The organism is Streptomyces sp. NBC_00510 (assembly GCA_036013505.1).
GTDB lineage: Bacteria > Actinomycetota > Actinomycetes > Streptomycetales > Streptomycetaceae > Actinacidiphila.
In genome coordinates, this window is the sequence record CP107851.1 from 2,470,432 (window position 1) to 2,485,736 (window position 15,305).

11 protein-coding genes and 1 pseudogene are annotated in these 15,305 nt (G+C 64.6%); 6 read left to right on the forward strand and 6 right to left on the reverse strand.

Annotated features, from left to right (window positions below):
• Positions 1-144: 144 nt before the first annotated feature.
• From OG937_10935 to OG937_10950, 4 genes are all read right to left on the reverse strand, one after another.
• Positions 145-465, reverse strand: coding sequence for a MafI family immunity protein (locus tag OG937_10935; protein ID WUD72163.1), 321 nt, complete (start codon positions 463-465; stop codon positions 145-147).
• 31 nt (positions 466-496) lie between these two features.
• Positions 497-1,666 carry an IS630 family transposase gene (locus OG937_10940; GenBank protein WUD72164.1) on the reverse strand — a complete coding sequence of 390 codons (1,170 nt, stop codon included), beginning with the start codon at positions 1,664-1,666 and terminating at the stop codon, positions 497-499.
• A 24-nt stretch (positions 1,667-1,690) separates the two neighbouring features.
• Positions 1,691-2,455 (reverse strand): endonuclease/exonuclease/phosphatase family protein, encoded by a 765-nt coding sequence (locus tag OG937_10945; protein ID WUD72165.1) that lies wholly within the window; start codon positions 2,453-2,455, stop codon positions 1,691-1,693.
• Positions 2,456-2,648: 193 nt separating this feature from the next.
• Positions 2,649-2,978, reverse strand: a complete 330-nt coding sequence (locus OG937_10950; GenBank protein WUD72166.1) for a hypothetical protein — start codon at positions 2,976-2,978, stop codon at positions 2,649-2,651.
• A gap of 586 nt (positions 2,979-3,564) precedes the next feature.
• On the opposite strand from OG937_10950, the pseudogene OG937_10955 reads away from it, so the two are divergent.
• The 3 genes and pseudogenes from OG937_10955 (at position 3,565) to OG937_10965 (ending at position 7,286) form a co-directional block, all read left to right on the forward strand.
• Positions 3,565-3,849, forward strand: a pseudogene (locus tag OG937_10955) (transposase).
• 835 nt (positions 3,850-4,684) lie between these two features.
• Positions 4,685-5,503 carry an alpha/beta hydrolase gene (locus OG937_10960; protein WUD72167.1) on the forward strand — a complete coding sequence of 273 codons (819 nt, stop codon included), beginning with the start codon at positions 4,685-4,687 and terminating at the stop codon, positions 5,501-5,503.
• Positions 5,504-5,834: 331 nt separating this feature from the next.
• Positions 5,835-7,286 (forward strand): catalase, encoded by a 1,452-nt coding sequence (locus OG937_10965; protein ID WUD72168.1) that lies wholly within the window; start codon positions 5,835-5,837, stop codon positions 7,284-7,286.
• A 68-nt stretch (positions 7,287-7,354) separates the two neighbouring features.
• Here OG937_10965 and OG937_10970 read toward each other — a convergent pair whose 3' ends face one another.
• Entirely contained in the window at positions 7,355-7,888 is a 534-nt protein-coding gene (locus OG937_10970) for a hypothetical protein (GenBank protein ID WUD72169.1), read from the reverse strand.
• 629 nt (positions 7,889-8,517) lie between these two features.
• Here OG937_10970 and OG937_10975 point away from each other — a divergent pair.
• The 3 genes from OG937_10975 to OG937_10985 all read left to right on the forward strand — a co-directional run bounded on the left by OG937_10975 (position 8,518) and on the right by OG937_10985 (position 12,142).
• On the forward strand, positions 8,518-9,369 hold the full coding sequence (locus OG937_10975; protein WUD72170.1) for a GNAT family N-acetyltransferase: 852 nt from the start codon (positions 8,518-8,520) through the stop codon (positions 9,367-9,369).
• Between the two features lie 652 nt (positions 9,370-10,021).
• Positions 10,022-10,840: an alpha/beta hydrolase gene (locus OG937_10980; protein WUD72171.1), complete on the forward strand. Its 819-nt coding sequence runs from the start codon at positions 10,022-10,024 to the stop codon at positions 10,838-10,840.
• A 156-nt stretch (positions 10,841-10,996) separates the two neighbouring features.
• The gene (locus OG937_10985; GenBank protein WUD72172.1) at positions 10,997-12,142 is read left to right on the forward strand and encodes a helix-turn-helix transcriptional regulator; all 1,146 of its coding nucleotides are present in this window, start codon (positions 10,997-10,999) and stop codon (positions 12,140-12,142) included.
• Between the two features lie 84 nt (positions 12,143-12,226).
• Here OG937_10985 and OG937_10990 read toward each other — a convergent pair whose 3' ends face one another.
• Positions 12,227-15,277, reverse strand: a complete 3,051-nt coding sequence (locus tag OG937_10990) for an AAA family ATPase (protein WUD72173.1) — start codon at positions 15,275-15,277, stop codon at positions 12,227-12,229.
• Positions 15,278-15,305: the final 28 nt, after the last annotated feature.

A 15,305-nucleotide genomic window follows, 5' to 3' on the forward strand; every position in this document is an offset into this window, starting at 1 on the left:
GGCCACGTGCGGGCCAACCCTTGACCGAGTTCGGCTTGGGTGTCCGTGAGCCCGGCCGCGAGCAACTTCCGCATCGGGCTGTGATCGAGAGAAGCGTTGAAGTCGCCTAGTGCTCTGACCGGGAAGGTTCGCCGGGTTGGCGGATCATTCCTGCTCGGAGGCAGCGGCGAGGTGACGGCGGCAGAAGTCGGCAGCCGTGAGGTGAGGCACGTGCAGTGCATCGCTGTAGAGCCGCATTTCACGAGCCGCTCGGTCCAGGTGCTGCCAGAAACTGAGTGGAAGGTCGAGGTCGTGACCGAGATCGACCAGGCAGTCGAAGGCGAGTGCCAGTTCGTTGTGCTCCAGGAACTCCAGCGTCGCTGAGAGATCGATGTCCGGCAGGCGTGTGAGGTGGGCTCGGGCGGCGTCGAGGTGGTCACGGGTCTGATTCCAGCTGGCCTGCAGAGCCTTGCGATCATCGGTCATGGCGCCAGTGTTGCTGGTGCCCTGATCGAGGTCACGCGACTTTCGCTGGTCGTCCGCCCCAGCGCAGGCCCTTCTCGCTGCGGATGCGAGCACGCTCCTTCCGCTGGGCGGCGAGGACGTCGGGGTGACGGGCATTTTTGTTGCGCCAGCGCAGGTAGGCGTGCAGGGCCCGGGTCTGGACGGTGTGGTTGCGGTGGTGGGAGTTGGCGACGGTGAACTGTCGTAGCGGCCCGAAGTGGGCCTCGATCGGGTTGGCCCAGGACGCGTAGGTCGGGGTGAAGCACAGCTCGACCCGGTTCTTCTTCGCCCAGCGCCGGATCTTGTCGCCTTTGTGGGCGGAGAGGTTGTCCAAGATGACGTAGATCGGGGCGCCGTCCGGGCGGGCAGCGCGGATCGACCTGAGTGCGGCCAGTGTGTTGCCAGCTCCCTTCCTGCGGCGGCTGACGCCCCAGAGGGTGTCGTCGCCGACGGAGTAGCAGCCGTGGAAGTATCGGACGCCGTGGGTGCGGTGGTAGGTGGCAGGGTGCCGTTCAGGATGACCGGCAGGGGCCCAGGACAGGCCGGCGGTGGGTCGGATGCCGAGCGGGCCGAACTCATCGAACGCGAAGACCCGGTCGGGGAAGCGGTCCAGGACGTGTTCGATGCGGTCGAGCTTGGTGTCGCGCTCGGGGTCCGGGGACTCCTTCCACGTCTTGGTGCGCTGGAAGGTGACGCCGCGGCGAGCGAGTAGGCAACGTAACGCCTCGCGGCCGATGCAGATGACGCGGCCTTGAACTTTCCGCAGGTAGGCGGCGAGTTTGCGGATGGACCAGCGGGTGAAGGGCTGGCCGAGCTTGGTCGGGCGAGTGATGGCCGTCTGGACGACGAAGTCCTCGTCGTCAGGACTGAGCAGGCGGGGACGGCCTCCCGCCCAGCGAGGGTCCAGGCAGGCCAGGCCGCTCTCGTTGAACCGGTGGATCACCTCCCGGACGGTGTCCTCGTCGGCCTGCACCAGCTGCGCAATCACTGGCACCCGGTTCCCGCCCGCCGAAGCCAGCAGCATCATCGCGCGTCGGTAGCGCACCGAACTGGTGCTGCCCCGGCGCACGATCTGCTGCAGCTTCTGCCCCTCCTGATCGGTCAGTCTGCGCACCCGCACAGGCTCAGCCACCGCACCTCCAGCAGTTGGATCGGACGTCACCGCACATCCAACCGCCGCCATCACCAACCCGGCGAACCTTCCCGGTCAGAGCACTAGAAATACGCTGTCCGGGTCGGCATGCCGGGCCAGGGTGGCAAGGGCGGTCATGTCCCGTGTCCAGCGCTGTGTGTCTCCGAGCGGGTAATAGGTATGAACAGCCACGAAATTCACCCTGCGTCCGCCAACCGAGACCTCGGCAGTGGTCTGGGGCCAAGCGGTATCCACATGCGTAACGCCGCCGTGAGACAGCGGGTGTCGTGAGTAGATCGAGGAGTCGTACTCCGCGTGGAGTTCTTGGTAGGGCATCACTCCACCAAGGCCTGCCTTGTCGAGTGCGCTCTCACCTCCCGACGACATCTGCTCCACAACCAGCACATCGATCCGCTCAGTGCGGACCAACGCCACCAGCGCGTACGCATCGACGCGGCCGCCATTGGCGTTGATGGTTACCACGCGCAAGTCAAGGGATTTCGGCGGCACATGCCTGCGCTCAGGTATGAACCGTGGTGCAAGCAGCACTACGTGGACGATCACCAGCGCCGCAACGACCGCCACGACCCATCGGGACCGCAGAGCAGGGACGGCGGCCGTCGCGGCCAGCACCAGCACACAGAGGACGGTCGAGTAGGGAAAGAGCACCATGGGTATCGCGAGCGGCGTTCCCGCGTCGAGTCCCGTCAGCCGAACGACGAGCAGAGCGGCGGGTGCGGCAATCGAGATGCCCCAGCCCAGCGACCCCCACGTTCGTCCGCGCCGACCGGATGACCGCCGATCCGAATCACGGGGGACGTCAGAGACCGTGCTTTCCATGGATTCCTACTCCTGGGTCTGCCCGGCGAGATGGTTCGTGATCACCGGTTCCCACCACGGCCGGCACTTCATCCATCCTCACCGGGTCCTCGACGGCTCCCCGGACCCGCGGGCGAGCCGGCAGTCCGGCCGCCCACGTCCTTGACACCGCTACGAGCCTGCGCCGTCCAGGTTGCGCACGACGGCTCACTTGTTACGGCTGGTAGACCTCCTCCATCGCGATGACCTCGTGCTTCGCGTTGACATCGAGGTAGAACTCGTGAGTTGCGAGCGCCTCCTTGTTCTCCACCAGCCAGCTCGAACTCACCGTTTCCGGGGTCGAGCTGGTCGAGGTCTCCTTGAAAACCCTGATGGACGCGTTGGAGTCGAGGGTGTACGACTCGGCCGGGCCGGGGGTGTACTCAATGTCCTCGATGACGCTCTCGTCCACCTTGCAGGTGTCCTGGGTTACGTGCACGGTGACGACGCCCTGGGTGGCCTCGACCGACTGCAGCCCGAAGAAGTTGTCGTAACCCGTCTTCACGGTGCACGCCTTCAAGATGTCGTCGGAGTCGCCGGGAACGCTCGTCGAGGCCGAGGGGGTGACGCCGGACGCGGCATCGGCCGAGGACGAACCATTCGCTGCCGCACTAGAGGTGGTACCGGACGATCCGCACGCGGTCGTGAGGAACGCGACGGCGAGGCCGATAACGACGGCGGTGGCTTGACGACGGTTGCTGGGCATACTACACCTTCTCAGTTTTCTATCTTTTCAGTGGCTGTGCCGGCGCCGCAGGAGAAATTGAACCAGAGCCAGGAATTGCTGCGTCGAATTCACGCGTGCACATAAACCGCGTGGCGCCAATCAGGCTTCAAGCGCCGGGCACTGCGCAAACAGTAGGTCAGCGCTGACGTCAGGGGCAAATGGAATTTGAGCGTCAAGCACATGCCGAGCATCCGACCAGACTTCCGCCAATTCCTTAAGATGACAGCCTCGTTCATGCTGCTGGGCGACGTCCAACCAGCGGATGCGGTGGCTCCACATGGACCCAGGAAAGAATATGCCTGCCAAAATGCCGACGGACTGACGGTCATAGTGACCTGCCGAGGACTCATCTGTTACCAAACGAGGACGGCTGCGCCTTCGTGTGTGGGACACCAGGGCCGGCACTGTCGAACTGGCCATCCCCGAGCTACGGCGGGGTAGTTACCTCCCGTACGGGCTGCTGGAACGCCACCGTCGGGCCGAACAGACTCTGATCTTGGTTGTGGCCACTGCCTACCTGCTGGGCGTGTCCACTCGCCGGGTGGGCTGGCTCGCCGAGCCCCTCGGCGTGACACAGCTGAACAAATCTCATGTCAGTGTGTCGCGGCATCTGGACGAGCAATTGGCCACGTTCCGCCGGCCGCTGGAGCCCACGGCCTGTCCGAGGTCCAGTCCGTCGTCTCCGAAGCCGACGCCCCGCAGCCGGCGTCTGAACGGCAAGTTCGAACGCTCCCACCGCATCGACGCTGAGGACTTCCACCGACTATTCGACGGCGTCATCATCGACGACGCCGAGGTCTTCAACGACAAACTGCGCGAGTGGGAGGACTGCTACGCCTCGTGCAGAATGCCACGACTCAGGTCTGATCGATCAACATCAGTGACGCACCGACAATGCCCGATAAAAGCGAATCAAATCCAGGCCCCTATTTCTGCGGATTCATACGCCGGTTGCACGAGGAGCTTTGCTCCATCGAGGTGAACATTCTCGCGGGCTAGCAGATCCGCGTCGGCCGACTCGACAACTTGCCGTAGCTTAGAATGCCAGGTGCGCGTTAGGGGCTTTCGTGGCTTCGTCGCCACGTGAGCAACCGCTACAGGAGAGGTTGCGTCTACCGTCTACGTCCGGGTCTCGATGGCGGTCAACGGTGAACACCAGCAAAAGCGTTTCCAGAAGCGTCAGTAGTCGTGGAATCACGAAACCCTGTGGAGCTGCCATCTCCCGGCGGGGCGAGCATTCGATGCTGCTCACCTTGCGTCGCACTTCCCTGCGTTGGCGATCCCACACCCTCGCGCAACAGGGCTTCGAGATACGACGAGCGTCGCGTCATGTCCGTCGCTGGCGGTAGTAGGCCGTCATGACTAGAAAATGGCCGCCAAGGAGGTGGCGCGCTCCTTCTGTTCTCTTGATCACGTATCAAACTAGCCTGACTGCGTCGGCGTTTTTGCCGGCGTAAGTTCAACCAAGAGAAAGGAACAAGTCGATGCCTACCATCACTACCTCGGATGGCGTTGAGATCTTCTACAAGGACTGGGGTACTGGTCAGCCGATCGTCTTCAGTCACGGTTGGCCCCTGTCGGCCGACGACTGGGACGCGCAGATGATGTTCTTTCTGCAGCACGGTTACCGGGTGATCGCCCACGACCGGCGCGGGCACGGCCGGTCGGAGCAGGTCAGCACGGGCAACGACATGGAGCACTGGGTCGAGGACCTTGCTGCGCTGACCGCGCACCTGGGCCTGAAGGACGCCATCCACATCGGGCACTCCACGGGTGGCGGCGAGGTCACCCGCTACGTCGCCCGCTACCAGGACCGAGTCGCCAAGGCAGTGCTCGTCGCCTCACTGACCCCGAACATGTACCAGTCCGACGACAACCCCGCGGGCCAGCCTCAGGAGTGGTTCGAGGCCATCAAGGACGGAACCCTCAACAGGCGCGCGGACTTCTTCCGCGAGGTGCCGGAAGGCCCGTTCTACGGGTTCAACCTCCCGGGAGCCGAGCGGTCCGAGGGGATCATCGCGAACTGGTGGCGGCAGGCCATGGCCGGCAGCATCCAGGCCCACTACGAGACCCCCAACACCTGGCTGGAGGACTACACCGAAGACCTCCAGAAGATCACCGTCCCCGTCCTGGTCATGCACGGTGAAGCCGACCAGGTCGTTCCCTTCGCCAGCTCCGTCCCGCGAGCAGTCGAACTGCTCAAGAACGGCACCCAGAAGACCTACCCGGGCTACCCCCACGGAATGCTCACCACCCACGCGGACGTCCTCAACGCCGACCTTCTCGCCTTCATCCAGTCCTGACACCACCCACACCACCGCTCAACATCAAAAACACCCCACACGGACGCTTTGCCACACGAAAACAGCGCAAACGCCCGTGACACCGGTTGGCCCTGACAACAACAGGGCCAACCGGCCGAAAACAACGTCCTACACGGACCGGCCCTGTCGGGCCGCACGGCTTCTTGACCTTGAAACCTGCAAACAGGTTGTGCCGCTGAAGACAACGCAGTTGCTGCTTCGCCGAGTTGCGACCTCTCAGGCAATCAGGGTGCACGGACCGGGGCCGAGTAGCGACGGACGGATTTCCGAATCCGTCTGGCTATCGCAGAGGAAGATGCAGGGGGCGTACGTGACCCAGGGACCACTCACTACGGAGGCCGGTGCTCCGGTCGCGGACAACCAGAACAGCGAGACCGCGGGCCCCGGGGGACCGGTCCTGGTCCAGGACCAGCAGCTGCTGGAGAAGCTCGCCCACTTCAACCGCGAGCGCATCCCGGAGCGCGTGGTGCACGCCCGCGGGGCGGGCGCCTACGGCACCTTCACGGTGACCGCCGACGTGACGAAGTACACGCGGGCGGCGTTCCTCTCCGAGGTCGGCAAGCAGACCGGGACCTTCCTGCGGTTCTCCACCGTCGCCGGCAACCTGGGTGCGGCGGACGCCGTGCGCGACCCGCGCGGCTGGGCGCTGAAGTTCTACACCGAGGAGGGCAATTACGACCTCGTCGGCAACAACACCCCGGTGTTCTTCATCAAGGACGCCATCAAGTTCCCCGACTTCATCCACACCCAGAAGCGCGACCCGTACACCGGCTCCCAGGAGGCGGACAACGTCTGGGACTTCTGGGGGCTGTCGCCCGAGTCGACGCACCAGGTGACCTGGCTGTTCGGTGACCGCGGCATCCCGGCGAGCTACCGCCACATGAACGGCTACGGCTCGCACACCTACCAGTGGAACAACGAGGCCGGCGAGGTCTTCTGGGTCAAGTACCACTTCAAGACCGACCAGGGCATCCAGAACCTCACCCAGGAGGAGGCCAACCGGCTCGCCGGTGAGGACCCGGACTCCCACCAGCGCGACCTGCGCGAGGCCATCGAGCGCGGCGAGTTCCCGAGCTGGACCGTGCAGGTGCAGATCATGCCCGCGGCCGAGGCGGCGGCCTACCGCTTCAACCCGTTCGACCTCACCAAGGTGTGGCCGCACGAGGACTACCCGCCGATCGAGATCGGCAGGCTGGAGCTCAACCGCAACCCGCAGAACATCTTCGCCGAGGTCGAGCAGTCGATCTTCTCCCCGGCGCACTTCGTGCCCGGCATCGGCCCGTCCCCGGACAAGATGCTGCAGGGCCGGCTCTTCGCCTACGGCGACGCCCACCGCTACCGCGTCGGCATCAACGCCGACCACCTGCCGGTGAACCGCCCGCACGCGACCGAGGCGCGCACCCACGGCCGCGACGGCGCGCTCTACGACGGCCGCCACGGCGGGGCCAGGAACTACGAGCCGAACAGCTTCGGCGGCCCGGCGCAGACCGGCCGTCCCCTGTGGTCGGCCACCGCGGTCGCCGGGTACACCGGCAACCACGAGACGCCCTCGCACGCCGAGGACGACGACTTCGTGCAGGCCGGCAACCTCTACCGGCTGATGTCGCAGGAGGAGAAGGAGCGCCTGGTCGCCAACCTCTCCGGATTCATCGCCAAGGTGTCGCGCGACGACATCGCCGAGCGCGCGATCGGCAACTTCCGCCGTGCCGACGAGGACTTCAGCAAACGGCTGGAGGCCGCGGTGCGGGCCCTTCGGGGCTGACCGGGGCTCGTCCCCGCAAGACCCGGAGGGGGTCGGGAGCGTCCAGGCCCCGGCCCCCTCCGCCTGCGTTACGGGCCGGTCAGCCGGCCAGGGCCTGAGCCCGGTGAAGCGTTCCACGCTTCTGCGGCTGATACGGTCCCCTGCCGCATCCGGCGCCCGCGGTGCCGCGTGTCCTGGGCATCGACGAGTTCGCCCTGCGCGAGGGCCACGTCTAAGCGACGATCCTCGTTCCCATCGAGACCCGCCGCGCAATCGATCTGCTGCCCGACCGCACGGTCGAAACCGTTGCAGACAAAGGACCTCAGCTGGTTCCCGCTCGATGTTGCCGGACCAGTGTGGTGACGCCTGCTGAATTCCGCTGCCTCTCCGAGCTTGACCAGTAATTCCCGCATATGTCCTTCATGCGCCTGCGGGTCCGGGTGGACTCGACCGCCAGGGATGACGAGCTTCCATACCTGGATCGGCTCGAGCGTCCATGAGAGTGACAGGCGCACCATTCCGTTCCAGGGGTGCGGCGCCACCGGGTCAAACTGACTCTCCTGCGGCTCCACCTGGCGCACGCCGTCGGGTCCGATCCGGAGTACCTGGATGATCGGCAGCATGAGCTCCAGACCGGGCCGTCGCTGACCGGACTCCGGCTGCGGCAGGGTGCTCGCGGAGATGCCGGTTGCCCCGGCAAGTGCTGTGAGCGCGTCAGACCGCTGCGCAACCCATGGCGACGTAGCTGAGCGCCTGCTTCAGACAGAGCCCGAGTGATCGTTTCGGAACTTCCATTCCCAGAAACGGCAACATCGGTTGTCCGGTGCATGGATGCCCTCCGAGAGTGGCACCCCGCGCTCTTAGCGGAGGCGTTGCGCATGCGGTGCGACTCGCTCGCCGTCGAAGCACAGGGGCCGTTGCCATATCCATCACTGGGCAGTCGAGGGAGACCCGAATGAGCAGTTGGCGAGATGACGGTTGGCAGTGGCCCCTGGACAGGCCACGCGAGTAGGGACCGGGGGTGATCCCGGGCCTGAAGTGCTGCTGAGCTGAGGCGGCGAGGCGGCAGGATCGCGCCGGCAAGACCGGAGCAGGCCTTGCGGCTCTCGAGCCGTCGAGGCTCCTCGATCCCTGACCTCACCTCCTCCGTCGTTGGTGAGTCCACTCAGGATCCTTCAGACCCTGATTTCGGCCCTGCCACTGCACACACTGGCGCAGGTCTCGCGTCAGACAGATCAAGAGAGGAATTTCCATGACATCTACCATCCCAGCAACGATCCTCGAAAAGGCCGAGGCGGAGGAGATGTATGAGTTCGAAGAGGGCGTCCCCGAGCCTGATCGGTCGCGTTGGGGGATGGACTCCATGCGACTGGGCGGTGGAGTCGTCCTGGCAATGCGGGACGACATAAGTGACTACTGGAGCAAGGCGCTGGGATTTGGCTTCGACGAGCCCGTCACGCCTCCACTGATGGAGGAAGTCATCGACTTCTACCAGGAGCGGGGCATCCGTGAGGCCACGATACAAATCGCGCCGTCGGTCATCCCGGAAGACTGGCCGGACATATGCGAGAAACTCGGCATCGCGCGTGGGCCGGTGATCCGCAAGCTCGGTGCCGATATCGACGCGGCTGTGACCGCCAGTTCACATGCCAGGATCGGCGAGGGTTTGTCCGTTGGTCCGGTGACCCTCGACGAGGCCGCGGAGTGGGCCGAGGTCATGCCCCGGGCGATGGGTATGCCGGCGCAGGGTATGCAGCAGATGGCAGCCGCCTCTGTCGGTCGCTCCGGTTGGTACCCCTTCGCTGTTCGAGAGGCAGGTTCCATCGTTGCCACTGCGACCCTGCGCGTACAGGGTGAGGTGGGCAGCCTCTTCGCTGGATGCACTCTGCCCGAGGCTCGCAAGCGCGGCGCTCAGTCAGCGCTGATCGCGGCACGGGTCGATGCCGCCCGTGAGGCGGGATGCCGACTGCTTGTCGTGGAGACCTTCGACGAGCCGCCGGGCACGCACAACTCCTCGTACCACAACCTGATCCGTGCCGGATTCACCCTGCGTTATCCGCGCCCGAACTGGATCTGGCGCAACCCAGGAGCAGCCTCCCAGTGAGGCTGAGGAACTGGTGAATGGCTGGAGGGGACGGGCTGCGCTCGCTGCCGCACCTCTGTCATGGCCCGTACAGGCCGCACGCCGGCACTCACCAGTTCTTCCGACAGGTGGTGCGGTCCCCGCGCTCTGCGAGAGGGGACCGCACCTCGGCGATGCGGGTGAGCATGGAACGCTCCATCCCCATGCCGGACCAGCAGGCTGGCGCGTGATCGGTGTGCGCGAACGTCGCGAGAAGTCGGTCGACAGCACGAGACCGTTGGACTACCTGTTCGCCGCCTCAAAATTTCTGTCGCGGACGGAAACTTTTCGGGTCCTCACAGCATCGTGGGGGCATGAGAAGCGGCAACCACAGACTGGAGCGCCGGGGGCGCCGACCGCGGTGTCGGGGGTTAAGCACAAACCCTCACCGTGAACGGTGTGAATTGGCTCTGGCGCGCCTGATCAGGGTTGTGCAGAGCGATCGTGGTACAGGTTTCGCATGCACGGTTGGGGGTCTGGCCCCGTCGCCGGGTCGGGCCTTCTCAGGTGTCCACCAGTTGATTCTGACTTGACGGTTTGTTACTTACCCATCGATCGCCTGAGCCCGGTGATTCACAAATAATCGTGTGCCTTGTCGTTGAATACCCGTACACCAAGAGAGAGGAACAAGTCGATGCCTACCATCACTACCTCGGATGGCGTTGAGATCTTCTACAAGGACTGGGGTACTGGTCAGCCGATCGTCTTCAGTCACGGTTGGCCCCTGTCGGCCGACGACTGGGACGCGCAGATGATGTTCTTTCTGCAGCACGGTTACCGGGTGATCGCCCACGACCGGCGCGGGCACGGCCGGTCGGAGCAGGTCAGCACGGGCAACGACATGGAGCACTGGGTCGAGGACCTTGCTGCGCTGACCGCGCACCTGGGCCTGAAGGACGCCATCCACATCGGGCACTCCACGGGTGGCGGCGAGGTCACCCGCTACGTCGCCCGCTACCAGGACCGAGTCGCCAAGGCAGTGCTCGTCGCCTCACTGACCCCGAACATGTACCAGTCCGACGACAACCCCGCGGGCCAGCCTCAGGAGTGGTTCGAGGCCATCAAGGACGGAACCCTCAACAGGCGCGCGGACTTCTTCCGCGAGGTGCCGGAAGGCCCGTTCTACGGGTTCAACCTCCCGGGAGCCGAGCGGTCCGAGGGGATCATCGCGAACTGGTGGCGGCAGGCCATGGCCGGCAGCATCCAGGCCCACTACGAGACCCCCAACACCTGGCTGGAGGACTACACCGAAGACCTCCAGAAGATCACCGTCCCCGTCCTGGTCATGCACGGTGAAGCCGACCAGGTCGTTCCCTTCGCCAGCTCCGTCCCGCGAGCAGTCGAACTGCTCAAGAACGGCACCCAGAAGACCTACCCGGGCTACCCCCACGGAATGCTCACCACCCACGCGGACGTCCTCAACGCCGACCTCCTCGCCTTCATCCAGTCCTGACACCACCCACACCACCGCTCAACATCAAAAACACCCCACACGGACGCTTCGCCACACGAAAACAGCGCAAACGCCCGTGACACCGGTTGGCCCTGACAACAACAGGGCCAACCGGCTAGAACTCGAAGTAGCCGTATCACCACTATCCATGGGGTAGTGAATCTCTCCCAGGATGAGATCCGGATTTTCCTGACTACCTACGACCCTGGCTTTACCAGCGGTTGGAGGAAGTTTTTGAAATCTGTGGGCGCCGAACAGAAGGATGCAAGCCACATGTCCGATCTTTTTCTCGCGACAGCCAGTCGCGACATCTGCGACCGGAGCGGATCTCAGATCACCCGAAACGCCACTGACTATGCAAAGATGCTCATGTCACTGCGCATCCCACCCCGGCCCATGCCTCAGGCCCAGCAGATTCTTCACCGGTGGAGTCGCGCAAACCTATTCCCGTACGTAACGAATCTCAATCTGTCCCCATATGGCGGAGAACGCAGCTTCCGCTTCGACGCGTACGGATACAAACTGGGCGACATGCTCTATGTGAATCAGTACTGTGATGCGGTAACCGGCCTCACTGATAAAGAGTGCGAACCGGATGCCGTGATCGCTCACTTCGTGCTTTCCGGCTCGATCGGATTCGAGAGTGGCGGCCACGCGGTCAGTGTCCGACCTGGGCAGATGTGCGTACGGGACATCAGGCACCAGCGCTTCTGGGTAGAGCCGGGAACGGTGACGCGATGGATGACGGTGCCACGGCCCATGGTCGTCAATCATCTACGCGATGACAAAATGCCGAATCCCGCGGTGGTCTGCAACTCGTCCCCCGAGGCAAAATTTCTGATCTCGTATTTGGAGGCAGTCAAGGCCCAGGACCACAAACTCCTGTCACCCGCCGGCACGCGCGCGATCGAACAGGCTGCCGTAACGCTGCTGTCAGGACTCGTCGCGGGCATTTCGCCGCATGAATCACAGGAATTTCGAAGTGCAACCCTGGGAGCGGCTCGAAGGTTCATCGATCTGAAAGTGGCGGATCATGATCTTACCCCCGCCTCTATCGCGCATGGCATCGGCGTATCAGTGAGGACCCTGCACCGCTCCTTCGCTGCCGCCGACGATACTGTTATGGGATATCTTCGGCGACGTAGAATGCACGAGGCTCATGCCGAGCTACTCAGGACTCGCGGAGCAGTGACGGTCGCAGACCTTGCCGCGAAATGGAATTTCTCGGACTCAAGTCACTTCATTCGCCAGTTCAAGGACCTGTACGGCACCACGCCTGCGGCCTACTTGAGAAATCTGTGAACAATTCCGATAGATTCTGTCGGGCGGCGCAGAATGCACATGCTTGTCCTGTGCTGCTTGACGGCACCCGATCACACCCGGGCGTCACCCCAAGGGCACCATCAACTCCGCGGCACGACGGGCGATGATGTATGCCCCGCGTTCATTCGAAACGGCCTCAGCCTTTGCAGCCGCGGCCCTGACGACATCTGAAGGCGCGCCTCGCGCGTGCAGCACCTTTGCCCGGAGCAGGAGACGCAAGCCTTCGGTGAACCGCTCGTCATGGACATCGGACAGGCATTCGGAACGGTCGAGGGCGGCGTCGGCCTCGTCCGGCATGTCGGCTGCCAGGAACATCTCGGCGAGTAGGGCGAGGTACTGGGTGACGCCGTACAGCGGTGGATCAAGCATTGTCGTGACGATGACATGTTCGGCCTCGGCTGCGGCGCCGGCCGGATCGTCACCGGTCATTGCGCGCGCCCAGCACCGGCTCACCCGCAGATAGGAGTCGACGTTGACGAAGAAGTGGTCGGGGTCCGCCGTTCGCCATCGCTCCGTGATACGCATCCCCCAAGCCGCGTCGCCGGCCCACTGAGCGGCATCGGCAGCCCAGTGGGCCCAGACCGAAATCGCGTACGGGTCGTCGCCCGCAGCGTCCTCCACTGCGCTCAGCAGAGCTCTCGCGGCGTCGACGTCTCCGTGCACCGTGATCATCAGCGCCCGGAACATCGGTGCGAACATCCGCAGATCGCGCCGCAATGGGTTTTCCTGTCGCCATTGAGCGTCTTCGAGTACGGTCCAGTCGTCATCATTCATGTACCGCAGTCCCGCGCCGGCGTCACCCTGCTCGAACGCATACAGGCCATTGAGCTGCCGGGCGTATGCGCGCGCCGTTCGATCGGCGGATCCCTCGCCCTCCTCGACCAGTCGTCGCGCGAGGGCGTTCGTCTCGGGCTGATGGTGGCTGAACGCGGCAACGACCCGCATGAACAGGAAGTCAGCGGCCTCGCCCTCCCGGCCAAGACTGCGCGCCAAATGCTCGGCGCGCGCCAGAAGATCCGCGTAGGACCCGCTGAACCCTGATTGCCTCCAGAAGACGGTGGCCAGTAGCGCTACAGCTGCCAGTTCCACCTCTGCCGAACCGGCCGCTCTGGCCATTCGGACGGCGGACTGCAACTGACGCTCGGCGGCCTCGAACGCGGACTTGGTTGCTGCACGGCGGCCCGCACGCAGCAGTGCGCTAGCGGTTCGGGAAGGCTCAGCAAGGGGCCCGGCAGCCCACAAATGGTAGGCGAGGCGCTCTGTAACCGAGTCGTCAGCAATGATTCCGGCGTCGAGCGCGTCCGCGATACGAAGGTGCGACGCGCCAGCCAGTCTGGGCGGTATGACAGCGGCCACCGCTTCGCGGACCAGGTCGTGCGGGAAACGGACCGAAAACGGGTCTCCCGGCACGGGCTCCAGCACACCGAGCGCCGTCAAGGGCTCAAGTCGGGCGAGGCAGGTCGGGGCGTCGACAGCCGCGACGTGCGCGAGCAACCTGACGCTGACGTCGCGCCCCACGAGCGCGGCGGTCTGCAACAACCATCGCACCTCGTTGCTGAGGTCGGCGGTCCGGCTACGCACGATGTCTCGAATGCTGCACGGCACACCGGCCCCGCCGGCCGACGCGGCAGTTATGCCACCAGCCGACGCCAGTAGCCGCGAAAGCTCCCGGACGAAGAACGGATTGCCGGCAGTTCGCGCATAGATGCTGTGAAGGGCGCCGAACTCGGGTTCCTTGCCTGTCTCCTGCCGGACAAGCTCGGCCACTTCGTCCTCGCCCAGCGGGCCAAGACGGATCCGGTGGTGGCCGGGGGCACGGCTCACCGTGGCGAGGAACTGGGACAACTCTGTTCCCGGTACGGGCGCGCGGTCCCGAAGGGCACCGACCACCACGGCACCGCGGGGCAATCGCATCGACAAGTGGCCGAGCAATTGCAGGGAAGCCACGTCGGCCCACTGGAGATCATCGACAACGAGGACCACAGGCCTCCGGGCCAGGGTTCGGCTGACCAGGGCGACAACCTGCTCGAACAAACGGAAGCGTGCGCCGCCGTCAGGCGGGACCGTCAATCCGCCATAATCCCGTGCAGTTTCCACGAGCTGACCAAGTTCGCCAGTGAGCCATGCTGCTCGCTCTTCGGCAGGCAGGCTGTCAAAGATCGCGCGGACCATGTTCACCCATGGCCACATGGACGGTGTCCCGTCGCCTTCAAGACACATGCCCCACACCACGAGCGCGCCCCAACGCTCCGACTCGGCAGTCATCTCCTTCAGCAGGCGAGTCTTTCCCACGCCTGGCTCCCCGTCGACAACCACCACGCTCGTCTCACCGGCAAGGGCGGAGCGCACGACGTTCGCCAGCACGCTGAGCTCTTCTGCACGGCCTACGAATCCTGCGGCAACCTTGTCGGGTGCACCGGAGGGTTCGCCGATCCCATTCGCCGTGACATCCGGTGCCGGGCTCTCGATCAAGACTCGTTGTTGCGCGGTGCACAACGCCGGCCCAGGATCTACGCCGAGCTCGTCACCGAGCCGGGCGCAAACCGTCCGCACTCTCTCAAGCGCCTCAGCTCGATGCCCGGCTGCACCCAGATTGTTGACGAGGGCGGCGTGCACATCCTCATCCAACGGTGCCATTGACGCTGCCAGACGCAACGCCGACAAGACCCGCTGCGGCTGTCCCATCCGCACTGCAAGATCACCTGCCGCCACGCACGCCTGGAGGAACTCACCCTGCAACGCGATGAAAAGCGGTAGCGATCCGAGACCCACCCCGTCCCCAGCCGAGCCACGCCACAACACCAGTGCCTCGACCAGACTGTTCAGCGCTGCCTGATACTGCCGCCCCGAGACGGCCAGACGAGCAGTTTTGACATGCTCGCGGAAATCAATCAGATCAAGCCCGCTGTTCCGACTCTCGAACAGGTAGCCGTCGCCGCGCCGCAACAGGTACGAACCCGTTGCGCGGGCCGGCAGATCCGGCTCCAATACCCGGCGCAGCGCACCTACATACTTGTGAATCACATTCAGTGCACTGACTGGGGGTCGGTCGTCCCAGATCAGATCGATCAGTTGGGTTCGACTGACCGGCTGGTCCGCCCTGGCCAGGAGCACCGCCAGGAGAACTCCTTGCTGTCTAGGA

Excerpts from the sequence above, each read along its gene's own strand:
- OG937_10935 (WUD72163.1), bottom strand. The coding sequence starts at position 465 with ATGACCGATGATCGCAAGGCTCTGCAGGCCAGCTGGAATCAGACCCGT.
- OG937_10970 (WUD72169.1), bottom strand. The coding sequence starts at position 7,888 with ATGCTGCCGATCATCCAGGTACTCCGGATCGGACCCGACGGCGTGCGC.
- OG937_10980 (WUD72171.1), top strand. The coding sequence starts at position 10,022 with ATGCCTACCATCACTACCTCGGATGGCGTTGAGATCTTCTACAAGGAC.
- OG937_10975 (WUD72170.1), top strand. The coding sequence starts at position 8,518 with ATGACATCTACCATCCCAGCAACGATCCTCGAAAAGGCCGAGGCGGAG.
- OG937_10960 (WUD72167.1), top strand. The coding sequence starts at position 4,685 with ATGCCTACCATCACTACCTCGGATGGCGTTGAGATCTTCTACAAGGAC.
- OG937_10940 (WUD72164.1), bottom strand. The coding sequence starts at position 1,666 with ATGGCGGCGGTTGGATGTGCGGTGACGTCCGATCCAACTGCTGGAGGT.
- OG937_10945 (WUD72165.1), bottom strand. The coding sequence starts at position 2,455 with ATGGAAAGCACGGTCTCTGACGTCCCCCGTGATTCGGATCGGCGGTCA.